At 57.7% G+C, this 15115-nt stretch carries 11 protein-coding genes; 6 read left to right on the top strand and 5 right to left on the bottom strand.

Annotation, left to right across the window (positions count from 1 at the left end; all coding sequences use genetic code 11):
* Window positions 1-249: 249 nt before the first annotated feature.
* The 3 genes from AMUC_RS00675 to AMUC_RS00685 are packed head-to-tail and all read right to left on the bottom strand — an operon-like array spanning window position 250 to window position 3306.
* Window positions 250-1800 carry an NAD(P)/FAD-dependent oxidoreductase gene (locus tag AMUC_RS00675; RefSeq protein ID WP_042448535.1) on the bottom strand — a complete coding sequence of 517 codons (1551 nt, stop codon included), beginning with the start codon at window positions 1798-1800 and terminating at the stop codon, window positions 250-252.
* A 38-nt stretch (window positions 1801-1838) separates the two neighbouring features.
* A complete protein-coding gene (locus tag AMUC_RS00680; protein ID WP_012419177.1) occupies window positions 1839-2894 on the bottom strand; it encodes an agmatine deiminase family protein in 1056 nt (351 codons plus the stop codon).
* 16 nt (window positions 2895-2910) lie between these two features.
* Window positions 2911-3306 (bottom strand): Minf_1886 family protein, encoded by a 396-nt coding sequence (locus AMUC_RS00685; RefSeq protein WP_012419178.1) that lies wholly within the window; start codon window positions 3304-3306, stop codon window positions 2911-2913.
* Between the two features lie 337 nt (window positions 3307-3643).
* Here AMUC_RS00685 and AMUC_RS00690 point away from each other — a divergent pair, with 337 nt between their 5' ends.
* The 5 genes from AMUC_RS00690 (at window position 3644) to AMUC_RS00710 (ending at window position 9861) form a co-directional block, all read left to right on the top strand.
* Window positions 3644-4963 carry a PDZ domain-containing protein gene (locus tag AMUC_RS00690; RefSeq protein ID WP_012419179.1) on the top strand — a complete coding sequence of 440 codons (1320 nt, stop codon included), beginning with the start codon at window positions 3644-3646 and terminating at the stop codon, window positions 4961-4963.
* Window positions 4964-4998: 35 nt separating this feature from the next.
* Entirely contained in the window at window positions 4999-6309 is a 1311-nt protein-coding gene (locus tag AMUC_RS00695) for an AI-2E family transporter (RefSeq protein ID WP_012419180.1), read from the top strand.
* Between the two features lie 59 nt (window positions 6310-6368).
* Window positions 6369-7949 carry a sulfatase family protein gene (locus AMUC_RS00700; RefSeq protein ID WP_012419181.1) on the top strand — a complete coding sequence of 527 codons (1581 nt, stop codon included), beginning with the start codon at window positions 6369-6371 and terminating at the stop codon, window positions 7947-7949.
* A gap of 19 nt (window positions 7950-7968) precedes the next feature.
* Window positions 7969-8457, top strand: a complete 489-nt coding sequence (locus AMUC_RS00705) for a hypothetical protein (protein WP_012419182.1) — start codon at window positions 7969-7971, stop codon at window positions 8455-8457.
* A 153-nt stretch (window positions 8458-8610) separates the two neighbouring features.
* The gene (locus AMUC_RS00710) at window positions 8611-9861 is read left to right on the top strand and encodes a ferrous iron transporter B (RefSeq protein WP_052294411.1); all 1251 of its coding nucleotides are present in this window, start codon (window positions 8611-8613) and stop codon (window positions 9859-9861) included.
* 329 nt (window positions 9862-10190) lie between these two features.
* Here the strand turns inward: AMUC_RS00710 and AMUC_RS00720 are convergent, their stop codons facing one another.
* Entirely contained in the window at window positions 10191-11486 is a 1296-nt protein-coding gene (locus tag AMUC_RS00720; RefSeq protein WP_012419183.1) for a sialate O-acetylesterase, read from the bottom strand.
* Between the two features lie 255 nt (window positions 11487-11741).
* Here AMUC_RS00720 and AMUC_RS00725 point away from each other — a divergent pair, with 255 nt between their 5' ends.
* Window positions 11742-12491 carry a GDSL-type esterase/lipase family protein gene (locus tag AMUC_RS00725; RefSeq protein WP_012419184.1) on the top strand — a complete coding sequence of 250 codons (750 nt, stop codon included), beginning with the start codon at window positions 11742-11744 and terminating at the stop codon, window positions 12489-12491.
* A 147-nt stretch (window positions 12492-12638) separates the two neighbouring features.
* Here AMUC_RS00725 and AMUC_RS11680 read toward each other — a convergent pair whose 3' ends face one another.
* Window positions 12639-14948 (bottom strand): hypothetical protein, encoded by a 2310-nt coding sequence (locus tag AMUC_RS11680; protein WP_012419185.1) that lies wholly within the window; start codon window positions 14946-14948, stop codon window positions 12639-12641.
* Window positions 14949-15115 lie beyond the last annotated feature (167 nt).

The following is a 15115-nucleotide window of genomic DNA, read 5'->3' on the forward strand; positions in this document are numbered from 1 at the left end:
ATTTGACATGGAACCACGTTACAGGAATCTTTTGCGCAGGGTCAACAATATTCTTCCCTTCCGCCGCATCCCGCAGCATTGACGGCCGCCGCCACGGCGGACTGTCTTTCCTTCCCGGGAAAAACAAGCCTGCCCCCATTCCCGGCTTGATGGCATCCGGTTCCGGCATAACAAGGCTCGCAGGGGCGTATCTTCATCCAGAAACGCAGAAAAACTGCATCGCTCCGGCGGCCGGACGCTTGAAAAAACCTAGCGGGTCGCCTGCTGCGCCATGGCCTCCGCACAACGGCGTCCGTCCAGGGCGGCGGAAACAATGCCGCCGGCGTAACCCGCCCCTTCGCCGCATGGGTACAGGCCCTCCAGACCGGGATGCTCCAGCGTGGCGGGGTCCCTTGGAATGCGCACGGGGGAGCTGGTGCGCGTCTCACAGCCAATGAGCTGGGCGTCCGCTCCGGCGAATCCCCGCCATTTACGGTCAAACTGCCGCAGCCCCTCCCGCATGCGCCAGACAATCCCTTCCGGGAGCAATTCATGAAGGGGATGGGATACGATGCCGGGATGATAGCTGGTAGGCAGCAGGGAAGAAGAAACGCGCCCTTTCAGAAAATCCTCCACCTTCTGGGCCGGGGCTTTCTGCATGCCTCCTCCGGCACGGCAGGAAGCCGTCTCCAGCGCTTTCTGGTACGCCACGCCCGCCAGCACCCCGTGTTCCCTGCAAAACGGTTCCGTATCTTCCGTATGCACGCTGACTACAAAACCGGCATTGGCAAATGGAGAATCCCTCCGGGCCAGAGACATGCCGTTGACCACTACCTCATCGTTCTCCGTGGCGGCGGGCACGATGAAGCCGCCGGGACACATGCAGAAGGAATGGACGCCGCGGTCCTGGATGGTGGTCGTCACGGAATAACGGGCTGCCGGAAGCTGCTCCGGGCGCCTCTGCTCCGGATTCAGGTGGTACTGGCGCGCATCAACAAACGCCTGGGGATGCTCAATGCGCACACCCACGGCAAAGGATTTCTGTTCCAGAGCCAGCCTCTCCGCCAGCATCATGCGGTACACGTCCCGGGCACTGTGCCCGGTAGCCAGCAAAACGGAATCCGCCGCAAATTCCCGGCCATCCGCGCAGGCCACGCCGCGTATGCGGCGGCCGTCCGCAGAACGGAGCAGATGCTCCACACGGGCATTGAAATGAATTTCCCCGCCCGCGCGAAGGATGGATTCCCTGATGGCTTTGACAACATTGGGCAACAGATTGGAGCCGATATGCGGGTGGGCGTCCGTTAAAATTTCCCTGGGCGCTCCGTGGGCTACAAAAATCTCGTAAACCTCCCGGACGGGGCCTCTCTTGGTGGCGCGCGTAAACAGCTTCCCGTCGGAAAACGTGCCTGCCCCTCCCTCTCCAAAACAGTAATTGGAATCCTCCATCACCGTGCCGCGGCGCAGGATGGGAGCCAGGTCAAACCGGCGGGAGGAAACATCCTTCCCCCGTTCCAGAACCACAGGCTTCATACCCAGTTCCAAACAGCGGAGCGCGGCGAACATCCCGGCCGGTCCGAATCCAACGATCAGCGCCACGGGGGAGCCGGGACGGACGGACGGATAATCCCGGGAGGGAAGACGTTCCGGCGGCAGCGGGCTATCCACCCCGACCAGCAGCCGAAGCTGGAAGAGAATTTTTTTCTGCCGGGAGTCAATGGACTCCTTCACCAGCCGCACATCTTTGATACGGGAGGGGGAAATACCCAGCTTCCGCGCCACGGCAGCGCGGCGCACGCGCTCGCTGCCGGCCTTTTCCATCGGCAGAATCACATCCACCGTTATTCCTTCCCCTCCGCTCACAGTCCCTCCTTCCCCGGCCGAGGCTGCTGCTGGGTGATGCAGTGGATGGCGCCGCCTTCCAGCACCAGCTTGCGGGCATCCACCCCTATTACCTGTTTTCCGCTGAAACATTCACGCAAAATGCCCAGGGCGCGATCGTCATTCCGGGGCTGGTTGAATACGGGAACAATGACGGCCTCATTAACAATGAGGAAATTGGCGTAACTGGCAGGGAGCTGATCCAGGCGCCAGTCCTCCGCATGGAGGGGATCCGGCATCGGCAGGGGAATCACCTCCACCCCGGAACCGTCCACGCATCTCAAATCCTGAAGGCGTTCATTATTCTCCGCCAGAGCGCGGTAATGGGGAGAGGAAGAATCCGTTTCCACGATGGAGACTACGGCATCCCGGCACACAAAACGCACCATGTCGTCAATATGGCCGTCCGTATCATCCCCTTCAATGCCGGAACCGAGCCAGAAAACGGCTCTGACGCCCAGCATGCGCTTCAATTCCTCCTCAATCATGGCCCGGCTCCAATCCGGATTGCGGTTGGGATTCAGCAGCACGGACTCCGTCGTCACCAGCAAGCCGTCCCCATTGCCCTCAATCGCCCCCCCTTCCAGAATCAGGGAAGAACTGCGCACGGGAAGCCCCAGCGCCGCCCCAATCAGGGCGGGAACGCCGTTGTCCAGGTCCCACGGGGCAAATTTGCCGCCCCACGCATTAAATTGCCAATCCGCCAGCATCAGGGAACCGTCCTTCACATCCTGGACGAAAACGGGGCCGTGGTCCCGGCACCATACGTCGTTGGTCGGGTGGTTGAACAGGCGGAATTGCTCCTCACTCATTCCGGAGGCCAGCATCGCCTGCCTGACGCCGGGATGAAGGGGAGCTGCGGCATTCACGCATACAAGGGCATGCGGAGCAATGGCAGCGGCCACGCTCCCATAAGTCTGCTGCAACTCGTCCAGCCCCCCTTGCCATAAATCCCTGCGGTGGGGCCAGGACAGCCAGACAGCATCCTGAGGCTCCCATTCAGCGGGCCAGCGTACATCGGGTTCCTTGTTCATGGCGGTATCGGGCGGTTCAACTGGGCTGGTCCTGAAATTCATAAGGCTCTTCAAAAGCCTTGCGGAAGCTCATGAAGCCCTTGAAATCATCCAGGGAATCCTCCGGCTGTTTGGAAAAAACGTCTTCCTCAATCAGTAAAAAAACCATCTCCCCCACATTCTTCCCGTTCCTAAGCCCCCATTCCTTCATCACGGTGGAAGCCATGGGCCCGAACTGGGCGAGGGCGTAATCCCGGAACCCTTCCAGCAGTTCCTGCCCGCTGACATGCCTCTGAGAGCCGTTTTCCCTTTCTTCAACGCGCTGCATGGTAAAATCCAGCGCATCTTTCAGAAAAGAATATGCCCGTTCCGCAAAACGGGGATCCTTCCGTACGATACGGCTCACGGCATCTTCAAACGTAGGGGTGGTCATAGCGGCTCACCGCTACCCTATACGGCTCCTTGTGAAAATCAAGATTTTTGGGAGCGCTCCAGCTTCAGCCCTCCCTTGGGGACAGCATGGGGAAAATGAAGGCAGCCGCCCCCTCGCTGGAACGGAACGCCGGACGCGGCAGACGGCAAAATTCCCGTCCATGATATAGATATAGAGCCTCAAAAAACGCACGCGCCCGCATTTTGAATATCATGCTTCTGCATGAGCGACCCTCCGGCAGGCAGCGGTTTTTACGTTCTGATGCCGTCAAAAAGCCCTGTAAGCAGGAAGGAAACCTTGCCAGCCTATGGTCTGTTTGTTATGAACGGAATACTTTATGTTCCGTTCCTCCATCATGCTTCTGGCAACCATGCTGTGCGTTTCCTGCGTATCGCACCGGCCTATCCAGGACAGCAGCTCCCCGCCCATTGACGCGGCCAATCCCCTGGACGGCACCCCCGTGGCGCTGGCGTGGAGCTCCGGAACGCAATTAATGATGGGCGTAGACACGGGAGCAGTCCAGACATCCCTGCTTTTCTCCCCGGCAGTGGAATCCATCGGCGCACGCCTGCGCGGCAGGGGCGCCATGCGCACGGCCAACGTGCCCGTTTCCCTGAAGGATGACGGGGAACCCATTTCCCGGAAACAGGACGTAGTAATGGCAGACCAGGCCCCGTATGACGGTTTGCTGGGCTGGGAATGCATCCGGAAATATGTGTGGAACATCAACTATCCCAAACGCTCCCACCGTTTTTTCAATAAACTTCCCTCCAGAATAAAAAGCTGGAACAAGCTTTCCCTGATTCCCGGATCCGACTATCCGCAAATCGCGGACAGGCACGGAAGGCGCATCATTCTGGACACGGGAGCCCCCCACGCCGTTTACATCTCCAAAAAACGCTGGAATGCCATTAAGCAGGCCTACCCGGATGCGTTCGTCAGCGTCTATTCCGGCTATAGCCCCGCCGCAGGCGGCTTTTACGCCCACGAATGCATGCATGTAAGCTCCTTCCAGCTCGGTCCACTGGAATTAAAAAATATCCTGCTCTGTGAAAGCTTCGCCAACCCGGAAGTGATGGGCATCCCCGATGACATCGACATCATCCTGGGCTACGGCGCTCTGGCCGCACGCCAGTTCTGGCTGGACGGCCCGGGGAACGCCCTTTATTTCAGCTCCACCAGCCACCGGATGCCCGCCCCCGCCTCCTTCAACCTGATGGGAGGCACCTTTATCCAGGACAGCAACGGGAACGGCCCCATGAAAGCTTACGTGGCAGAGTGGTCTCCCGCATGGGACGCCGGCCTCAGGACGGGAGATGTGCTTATTTCCATCAATGGAAGAAAGAATCCCTATCCGGACCTCGTAGAATATGTTACCACCCAGCGGGGGGCTCAGGCCAGCGTGGTGGTCCAGCGCAGGAACAGGCTGGTGCGCATCCAATGGGAAGTTCCGGCCGCGCCCCCTGCCGGGGATTATTACCCCACGCCCCAGGCCATTACGGAACAGGAATTCGAAAACCACGTCAGGCAGCAGGAAAAAAAAGAACAGACCCAGCCCTCCGCAGACGGCCAGCAGCCTCCGGCTACGGCCGGAGAAACTCCGGATGAAGCCTCTCCCGCAGCTGACGGGAAAACGGACAAGGCCTCCGCTGCCTGAGCCGGGCCAGCAACCAGCCATCTCTCTACACCGGCATGAACAACGAACAACATCAAAATACCCACACTTCCGCCGCCCCCGCCATTCCCTCCCCCTTCCAGAAGAAAACCTGCTGGCATGCCCTGACAGGCGTATCCATTCTGGTGATGCTGGGCATTGCGGCCTTCGTCATTTTTGAAGTAGTGGAACTTCTGGGGTTTCTGGAACCGGTGCTCCTGCCCATCCTGATTGCCGCCGTCGTGGCGTATTTGCTGGAACCCATCGTTTCCTGGCTGGTGCGTCTCAAATTCTCCCGTCCATGGGCCGTAGTCACGGTCATGTTTGCGGCTCTGGCCGTTCTGGTAGGCTTTGGAGCCACGATTCTCCCTCCCCTGATCAGGCAGACGGATGAACTGATCGACAACCGGATGGAGCTATGGGACAAAACCTCCGAACTGATTGACTCCACCATTGAAATCCCCTTCATTTCCCGCACCATTGACAGTGTTTACAGCACCAGCCTGCGGGAACTGAATGCCAGCCATTATACGGAAGCGGAAGTCCATGACCTGAGAAACGCCCGGACCGCCCGGGAAAAGCTGGGAGCCTACATGACCATCAATTCCTCCTTTTACCAGGACAAGCTGATGAGCTGGCTCACTTCCGGGGGACGGGCCCTGTACAGCACCATAGGAATCATGGTCAGCATCCTGATCACGCCCATTTTCGCTTTTTACTTTCTGCTGGAGGCGGATAAAATCAAAGAGAAATGGCCCAGCATCCTGCCCCTGAAAGTCTCCAAATTCAGAAAAGACGTGGTGGACACCATGGAGGAAATCAACGGCTACCTGATTTCCTTCTTCCGCGGCCAAATGCTGGTAAGCATCATTGAAGGCATTCTGATTGCCATCTGCCTGAAACTGATAGGCCTGCCGTACGCCATCACCATCGGCGCCGCGGTCTGCGTGCTGGGCATCGTTCCCTACCTGGGCATCATCACCGCCTTTATCCCTGCGGTGCTGCTGGCCTGGTTCACATGGGGGGATTTCCAGCACGTGCTGATTGTTTCGGGCATCTTCCTGGCCGTCAACCAATTTGACGGATGGATCATCCAGCCGAAAATCGTGGGGGATTCCGTGGAACTCCACCCGCTCACGGTCATGTTTTCCGTGTTGATCTGGACACTCATCCTGGGCGGCTTGATCGGCGCCCTGCTGGCTGTCCCCCTGACAGCCGCCATCAAGGTCCTTTACAAGCGGTACATCTGGCAAAATGCCAGCATGCGCCCCATGACGGACCCCGTGCTTCCGCCGGAACATCCCGGCGAACAGCCTCCGGACCCCCCCGAAGGTTCGGCCCACGCTTAAACAACGGCATCCTTCCGACCATCTTTTCCGGAAAATTATAATCACACACACCTGACAACATGAATAAATCCGCATTACACCTGATGCTTGCCATGGCGGCGGCAGCGGCCTGCCCGGCCGCAGTCACGCCAACGGTCAAGCCACCCAAGGCCATCGTCATGATTTACGCTGACGACCTCGGCTATGGAGACGTAGGCTGCTATGGAGCCAAGGGAATTCCCACCCCCGCCATCGACAAGCTTGCCGAGCAGGGCTGCCGCTTCACGGACGCCTATTCCACCACATCCGTCTGCACCCCTTCCCGCTATGCCCTGTTCACAGGGGAATATCCGTGGCGCAAGGAAGGCACGGGCATCCTGCCGGGAGATGCCGCCCTCATTATCGATACCAAGAAGCCCACCCTGCCCAAGATGCTCCAATCCCACGGCTACAAAACCTACATGATAGGCAAATGGCACCTGGGCCTGGGGGAAAAGGGGAAGAAGATTGACTGGAACAAACATATCTCCCCCAGCCCGAACGAAATCGGATTTGACGAGAGCTTTATCTTCGCCGCTACGGGCGACCGCGTTCCCTGCGTGATTCTGGAAAACGGCAATGTCCGCAACCTGGACCCGAACGACCCCATTGAAGTATCCTACAAGCACAACTTCCCCGGGCTTCCCAATGGCAAGGATAATAAGGACCAGCTCAAACTCATGTGGAGCCACGGACACAACCAGGCTATTATCAATGGGATCGGACGCATCGGGTTCATGAAGGGCGGCAGAAGCGCCTTGTGGAAGGATGAGGAAAACGCCGATATCATTACGGATAAGGCCATTGAATACATTCAAAAAAGCGCCAAAGCCAAGGAACCGTTTTTCCTGATGTTCGCCACGCATGACATCCACGTGCCGCGCTGCCCGGAAAAACGCTTTGTGGGCAAGAGCCGGCACGGCGTGCGCGGTGACGTGACCGTGGAACTGGATGACTGTGTGCGCCGCATTACAGAGGCTCTGCAACAGGCCGGTCTGGAAAAAGACGCCCTGGTGATCTTCTCCAGCGACAACGGTCCCGTGCTGGATGACGGCTACAGGGATTTCGCCGTCCGGGACAACGCCACCCATTCCCCCGCCGGCCCCTTCCGCGCAGGCAAATACAGCATTCTGGAAGGAGGTTCCCGCATTCCGTTTATCGTCAAATGGCCCGGCGTGATCAAACCCGGAACCACGAGCAAAGCCCTGCTCAATCAAATGGATTTGGGGGCCTCCCTGGAACAGCTGCTGGCCCCCGGCAAGGCCAATTCCTTCCGCGACTCTGAAAACGTGATGCCCGCCCTTCTGGGCAAATCCGCCAAGGGGCGTGACTACCATGTCATCAACAGCACCGGCAAGGCATTGGCGATTCGCCACGGCAAATGGAAATTCATTCCCGCCGGCGTGGCCATTCGCGACGGCATCAACGGAGCCTCCGCAAAAATGAGCAAGTCCCCGGAAGGAGGAAGCCTCTTTGACCTGGAAAAAGACCCGAAGGAACTTGACAACGTAGCCTCCCAGCATCCGGACATTTGCGAACAGATGAAAGCCAAGCTTGAGGAAATCCGCCAGAGGCCCGAAACCAAGGCTGACCAGGAGGACCTGCTTCCCTTGGACGACTAACATCCATTCGGGCCAGATCATGAGAGAATCCGCCACATGCTCCCAATGCGGCCACGGGTACACCTACCCGGCCGGACTGGACGCCAAAACCGGCATGCGCTGCCCGGCGTGCGGCCTTCTGATTCACGTTACAACGGGGCTTCCCTTCGGGGAAGCCTCCTCTTCGCCATCCGGCCGCAAACCGGAAAACGCCATGAAAACGCACCCCGCCCTGCCTCCCGTCAGAAAAAAGCGGACGTCTTTCTCCGGACGCGATACTGACGAACGCGGCATCCGGCAGGAAAACCTGCCGCAGCGGCCAGCCGCAGCATCCGGCCGCCGGATTCCCGCTACATCATGGCTGGCATGGGGGCTGTCCCTGATCGCGTTGATTCTGGCCTTTATTTTCCCCTCCTACGGAAACGGTTCCACAGATCCGCTGTACATGCTTCAGTGCCTGCCCTCCATGGTATTCGGCTGCACTGCGGCCATCCTTTTCATCCAGGGCCTGGCGGCTATGCGCCGCTAAAAAACAAAGCCTGCGGCCCCATCCGGGGCCCATGCGGCAGCCCCGCCCCAAAAACGGCCGGAATGCCTGGTTTCCATGCCCCTTTCCGCGGAACCGGGCTTTTAGGCTTGCCTGTCAAATGAACAGATTTTAAGTTACGTCCCGGTAAACGTTATGGAACGGGAGGCAGAGGCGAAGGACAACCTGTGGAGGGCCAGACTGGATGCCGTCCTGATGCACAGGATATGGGGTTCCCTTATTTTCCTGGGCATCGTTTATATTATTTTCTTCCTGAGCTTCGCTATCGGGGATCCTCTGGTCAGGCTCATCCAGACGGGTACCCAGCTGTTCAGCGTCTGGGCCTGCCGCATGCTGGAACCGTGGCCCCGCCTTCAATCCCTGCTGGGGGAAGGCGTGGTAGGAGGCGTGGGCGGCGTACTGGCCTTTCTGCCCAACGTGGTTCTCCTCTTCGGGGCCATTACCGTTCTGGAAAACAGCGGATACATGATGAGGGTTTCCCGCCTGATGAGCCGCATCATGAAAATCATGGGGTTGAACGGCAGCAGCTTTGCCCCCCTCCTGCTGGGATTCGGCTGTTCGGTTCCCGCCATCCTGTCCACCAGGAGAATTGAAACGCGCAGCGACCGCCTGGTCACCATCGCCGTGCTGCCCATGATGAGCTGTGCGGGCCGCCTGCCGATCTACATGATGTTCGTCTCCGCCCTGTTTCCCTCCCGCCTGCAGGCCCCCGTGCTGTTCGGGATTTATGCCAGCGGCGTCCTGCTGGCGCTGTGCTGCGCCCGGCTTCTGAAAAACACGCTTTTCAAGGCGCCCCAGAGGGATTCCCTCCACCACATGAAGCGCCTGCGCCTCCCCTCCCTGCGGAAGGTGGGCATCCTGATGTGGTCACGGGCCTTCATGTACGTCCGGAAAGCAGGCACTTTCATTCTTGGGGCCTCCATCATCCTGTGGTTTCTGAACACCTACCCCAGGCCGGAAGAAAACACGGCGCCGACAAACGCAGCGGCCATGGAACATTCCTACGCCGGACAAATAGGCCATTGGATGGAACCCGTCACGCAAGTGGCCGGATTTGACTGGAAAATCAATTCCGCCCTGGTAGGAGCCTTTGCCGCCAAGGAAATTTTCGTCACCCAGATGGGTATCCTTTATGCGGTGGAAGACGGAAATTCGGTCCCGGCTGCCCAGCAGACATTGAACGCCCGCCTTAAAGCCAGCTACACCCCTCTCCAGGGCATCAGCATCATGATATTCTGCCTGATTGCCCTGCCCTGCATCGGCACCGTCACCGTCGCCAAGAGGGAAGCGGGCACCTGGTGGTTCGCTCTGGCTCAATTCGGCGGATTGACCCTCCTGGGTTTTGCAACGGCTACGCTGATCTACCAGGCAGGGCTCCTTCTGTAAGGGCCAGCCATAAAGAAACCGGAAGCAGGGAATACCCCCCGGAGGAAGAAAAAATGAACCTCGTGGAAAAAGAGGCATTTACGATGAACTTCCGCAAGTTCTCCTGCTCTACGGTCAAGTTATCACAACCTCGCCATCATCCGGCCACGAAAGCCGCAGCATAACACCATGCATGGCCGTGCAAGCCTCCCCTCCGCAACAATCCGGAATCAGTATGCATCGGCTGAAGCCTTTCCTGTTTTTTTCAAGCCGCCCGGGTATCCTTTTCCGTTTGCAGAGGGGGGGAACAACCTGCGGCAAAAAAAGATCATGCAGCCATTTCCGGAAAATCAATGCCCTTTTGACAGGGAGTAATCAAAAAAGGGGCACCAATTATCCATTCGGTAATCTTTGCCCTGGATATGGGCCTTAACCTCATCTCCCTGGGAATCCCTCAGACAGCCCCGCGCCCCCGTCCGCGGACCGGAAAGACGGTGCTCATTAATCGTCATCCCATAGCGTAGACGCCCTTTCCCCGGGTCCTTCTCCGTCAACAGCTGTACCGCATTCTTCCCCACCAGCCGGACAGACTTGATGGCAATATCCTCTCCCTCAGCCCCCACAAGGGAAAAACCATAATTGCCAGGATCGTCAACCGTCTTCGTGTCCAGAACCAAAGGGGGGCAGGGAGCATAAAATGCCACTTCCACCGTCCAACCCTTTCCGGACTTCCTGATTTTATGGGTCAGGGGATGCACGGGTTTCCAGTCCGCCCCATCCAACAGGACTTTCTTCATGACATAGCCCACATACTCCCCATAAAGGCGGGACATGGGCGCCGTCAAATGGACTCCGTCGCTATACTCGAAATGATACATCGGGGTCGTCATCACATACCGGCTGTCCTTCTCCAAAGCCATCTCCAGCTGTTCCAGGGCAATAGCCGGATAATCCGTAGGATTAAACTGATAATAATTCAAATGGGAACCAACCTGATAGCCGAAACAGACCACATCGTTTTTCTGCCCGGTCACGGCCCTGGCGTCATGATTTATGTCCCTGATCAGCTTTTCCATTTTTTCCCGGTACCATTCCCTCGTCTTTCTGTCCTGGTGATCCGTCTCTCCCTGGGTCCAGATAAACGCAGGCATGGAAAGGGTCTTCCCTTCCCGGTCAGCCAGTATTTTGGCGGCCTTCAAATCATCCAAAATGCGGTTGTAGGCTCCAGTTCCCCTGCCCAGGGAACCAAGGCTCGCCCCACCCACTCCCGTCGCAGAACAAATCAACCGGATACGGGAAGCCGTAACGGGAGAATAATGCTGCATCAGGCGGAACAAACGACAGGCAGCCCCGGATACGGGAGTTTCGCCGCGCGGACCGTTCACTCCTTCCTCCAGAGGAACCAGCATCTTGCGGTCACTGCCGTTCTCATACGCTCTCACCCCTCCCCTGAACATATACAAGCCCCCTTCCTCCTGCTTTTCCGTTACAACGGGCTTAGCCGTCCAGCCCACAGAAAGGGATTGACCGTAAGAAGTTAAATAATTCCAATCCGCCCACTCTGTTTTCCGGGAAGCACAGATGGATGCGGAAGCCGCCGCAGCCATGTGGAAAGCAAGCAAAATCAAGGTAACAGGAATATTCATCAGATAATTCAACGGACTCTGTCCGTGAACATACGTTAGCCGTTCCCTCTTTTTATCAATTCCTGAACACAAAGCTGTCCATCCATTGCTGCAGTACCATTACGCCAGGAAATACGGAATTGCCGTTCCAGCCGGGTCCACGCCATGTTTCGGTACCATGCCGTACCGGCAGGAAAACGCATTCAATATACCAACGGGATTTTTTATCCTCCAAAAGAAAGGCGGCAGAAACATTCTCCGTATTGAATAAACAACATGAACCATTTCCCGTCTATCAACGCCATATCCGCCTCCATCTGCCTTCTGGGATGCGGACTCGCCCTGCCTGTTTTCTCCCAACAGCCGGAAAAAGGAAAACCCGATGCCGCCCACATTTCCAAAACAAAAGCTGACTGGTGGAGCCAGAGGCACGCCCTGTTAAAGCAGACCCTGGCGGAAACACCATGCCAACTGCTGTTTATCGGCGATTCCATCACCCACCGCTGGGAAACCGACGGCAAAAAAATATGGTCTCAATATTTTTCCCCCTATGCTCCTGTCAATTTCGGCATAGGAGGTGACAGGACGGAACATGTATTGTGGCGCATTGACGATTCTGCCCTTAAAACGCCTCATTCCCCCCAAGTATGCGTTATCATGGTGGGCACCAATAACACAGGGCAATACAAAGGCAGGCAGACCCCGCAGGAAACGGCGGAGGGTATCCGGGAAATAGCTTCCCGGGTCCATCGGCTCCACCCCGCCACTGAAATCATTCTTCTGCACATCTTTCCCCGGGGGAAAACGGCGGAAGACCCCCTGCGCATCCAAAATGAAATGATCAACAGGGAGCTGGACAAAACAAATATGCCGAGAGTCCATGTCGTCAACATTAATTCCGCATTCCTGGACAAGGACGGCACTTTCCTGCCGGGAATTACCGGGGACCTCGTCCACCTTACAGAAAAAGGCTACCGTCTCTGGGCGGACGCACTGCTGCCGGAAATCAAAAAATACATGAAGTAAGTCCGCTACCCCCTTCCGCCCGGCTCGACGGCCAATTCGGCCTCATCTGCGCAGAAGCGGCCAGCCAATCATGGTTGTCACTCCCGCACATAAAAAACCGGAGGGATTATTTTCCCTCCGGTTTTCGGATACGGCCGTTAAAACCGTTTAGATTGTCTTAATCACGGAAGAGTCGTCATCATCCCTGTCCTCGGCAGAAGCGGCCTTCCTGGTGGGAACAGGCGTCTTCCTGACCTTTTCCAGAGCCTTGTCCACCGCCGCAATCACCTTGTCTTCCCCGGTCTTCTGACTGGACAACTCATTATAAATCTTTTCCTTGGCCTCATAATCGGCCTTGGCTGCCGCATCGCCGGGATTGGCCTTGAACTTGTCCTCCGCCTTGAACAAGGCCTCCTCCGCAGCCTGGAACTTTGGTTCCACCGCGTTTCTCTGGTCTTCCGCAGTCTGCTTGATGCGGCCCAGCAGGCGAATCACATACGGGCGGTTGCTGAGTCTCTTGAATGCGGAAACCAGAAACTGGCGGCGTTCGCTGGTTTTGGCATCCGCAATAAGGGGGTCAAACAACTTGAGCGTGGCGTTGTCATCCCGGTCACGGTCCACGGAGAGTACGCGGAGAATCGAATCATGGGCCTGGGAACGCACGCGTTCATGCAGGGATTCGTCTTTCCAGGCCTTGAACAGGTACGGAACGGCGTCATCCGTATTCCAGTCCCCCCAGGCGGTAATGATGGCAAGCGCCTTTTTGGTATCCTCCTTATAGCTCTTTTCCATCATGTCCAGCACCTTGGGATCACCGGTGCGGGCCAGCAGCTTGTAGAGCATTTTGATGTTTTCCTCCGGCATATCTTTCTGATACTGGAGCAGTTTGGAGGAAAGCGCCTTGCGCTTGGCTGGAGGAGCTTCGTCAATCAGGTAGCGCGCCGTACGGAAAGCGGAGGAAATCAAATCCGGGGAAGCATCCTTCTTCTGGAGGATCTTCATCACGTCGTCAAGGTCGTCCAGCTTCATGGCAAAACGCATGTACTTGAGCACCACGGCCTGCTTGTCCTGGATCTTCTTATTCTTGCTTTCGCTGATGGAAGCGTACAGGTCTTTCAGCATGTCGCGCATGGCGGGGCTGGAAGACTTGGCCAAAAGGGTCACCATCATGGAATATTTTTCCTTACTGTACCTGCCGACATTTTTTTTCATGTCTTCCACCACCTGGCGGGCAATGTTGTCATCCATCTGGGCCATGATGGAAACCAGGTGGGCGGCGCCGGGCCAGTTTTCCCTGTTGCCCTTGACTCCCCTCACATTGGCGAGCAGCAGAGCGGCATCCTCCGCGTCGGGAACGACTTTCACATCCGGGACACGGCTGAGATTCTTGGAGTCAAACAGACGGCTGCGGCCCAGTTTCCCGCCTTCCACGACCAGCGCATTCAAGCGGGCGTTCTCACCTTCCACCTTTTCTTTCTTGCTGTTGGTGCTCCATGCATAAATCCCTACGCCGGCAGCGATGACAACCAAAGCGCATACCCCATAAATAACACCCCGCAGCAGGGATTTGGATTTATCCACGGAAGCGGCCATATCCCGGGCGGATTCCGTTCCGGCGGGAGGCTGAATACCGCCGTCGCCCGCCGGAGGAGCGCCAGCGGCAGGGGAAACTCCCTCGGCGACCACAGGCTGGGGAACCGCAGCGGGAGCCACGGAAGAAGCTGGTGCTGCCCCCACGGGGGATTTTAATACTTTCAGCTTGGGAACGGCGCTTTCCGGAGCGGCGACCGGGGATTTTTCCGCCGCAGCGGGAGCCGCGGCCGTCTTGAAAACTTTCAATTTGGGAGCCCCCCCCGCAGGAGCAGGCTCCGGAACAGACGGTTCCGGGGTCTGCACAGCCGCAGGCGCTACCCCTGCGGCCTGGGCCAGAGCAGCGGCCTGAGCCTCCGCCAGGGCTTTCTGGGCCTCCGCTACCTTGGCAAGGGCATCCTGAATCTGGGCGTCCACGGAAGGCTCGGGCTGCGGAGCGGAAGCGGCTTCCTTTTTCTCCAGCTCCGCCGCAAGGCGCGCTCTTTCCTCTTCGGCAGCTACACGGGCGGCCTCCTTTTCTGCGGCAATGCGCGCGGCTTCGGCAGCCTCCTGCTCCGCCTTGATTCTTGCGGCTTCCTGCTCGGCAGCTATTCTCGCCGCCTCCTTTTCGGCAGCAATACGGGCGGCTTCCTGCTCGGCAGCCGCTTTTTCCGCAGCAATCCTGTCCGCTTCCGCCTGTTCCGCTGCGCGGCGGGCGGCTTCCTCCTGCTCCTGAGCCAGCTTGGCCTGCAACTCAGGAGTGAGAAAACGCGGCTTGACAACCTCCACGCCTTCCGCGGCGGGAGAAACAAACTTTACCTTGGGTGCGGCCGCAGGGGCTGCCGTTACCAAACGGCGTCGCAATTTGGGAGGTTCCGGCGAAGAAGGGGTTCCTGTCTGATCGGTCATCGTGATAAAATGGCTGGGAAATTGGAGTGATTTTATACGATTCCGCGGCCCCCTGCAACCTCAAAATACCGTCTGGAAAACGGGCGGGGAACAGCCGCCGTGCGTGGTTCAACAGGCAGATTGCGAAAAAAGGCTTCACCCGGGATATAACATGGAAAAGCGTTTAA

The sequence above is a fragment of the Akkermansia muciniphila ATCC BAA-835 genome (genome assembly GCF_000020225.1).
Classification (GTDB): Bacteria; Verrucomicrobiota; Verrucomicrobiia; order Verrucomicrobiales; family Akkermansiaceae; genus Akkermansia; species Akkermansia muciniphila.

Excerpts from the sequence above, each read along its gene's own strand:
- AMUC_RS00725 (WP_012419184.1), top strand. The coding sequence starts at position 11,742 with ATGAACCATTTCCCGTCTATCAACGCCATATCCGCCTCCATCTGCCTT.
- AMUC_RS00680 (WP_012419177.1), bottom strand. The coding sequence starts at position 2,894 with ATGAACAAGGAACCCGATGTACGCTGGCCCGCTGAATGGGAGCCTCAG.
- AMUC_RS00720 (WP_012419183.1), bottom strand. The coding sequence starts at position 11,486 with ATGAATATTCCTGTTACCTTGATTTTGCTTGCTTTCCACATGGCTGCG.
- AMUC_RS00700 (WP_012419181.1), top strand. The coding sequence starts at position 6,369 with ATGAATAAATCCGCATTACACCTGATGCTTGCCATGGCGGCGGCAGCG.
- AMUC_RS00695 (WP_012419180.1), top strand. The coding sequence starts at position 4,999 with ATGAACAACGAACAACATCAAAATACCCACACTTCCGCCGCCCCCGCC.
- AMUC_RS00685 (WP_012419178.1), bottom strand. The coding sequence starts at position 3,306 with ATGACCACCCCTACGTTTGAAGATGCCGTGAGCCGTATCGTACGGAAG.
- AMUC_RS11680 (WP_012419185.1), bottom strand. The coding sequence starts at position 14,948 with ATGACCGATCAGACAGGAACCCCTTCTTCGCCGGAACCTCCCAAATTG.
- AMUC_RS00690 (WP_012419179.1), top strand. The coding sequence starts at position 3,644 with ATGTTCCGTTCCTCCATCATGCTTCTGGCAACCATGCTGTGCGTTTCC.
- AMUC_RS00675 (WP_042448535.1), bottom strand. The coding sequence starts at position 1,800 with ATGGAAAAGGCCGGCAGCGAGCGCGTGCGCCGCGCTGCCGTGGCGCGG.
- AMUC_RS00710 (WP_052294411.1), top strand. The coding sequence starts at position 8,611 with ATGGAACGGGAGGCAGAGGCGAAGGACAACCTGTGGAGGGCCAGACTG.
- AMUC_RS00705 (WP_012419182.1), top strand. The coding sequence starts at position 7,969 with ATGAGAGAATCCGCCACATGCTCCCAATGCGGCCACGGGTACACCTAC.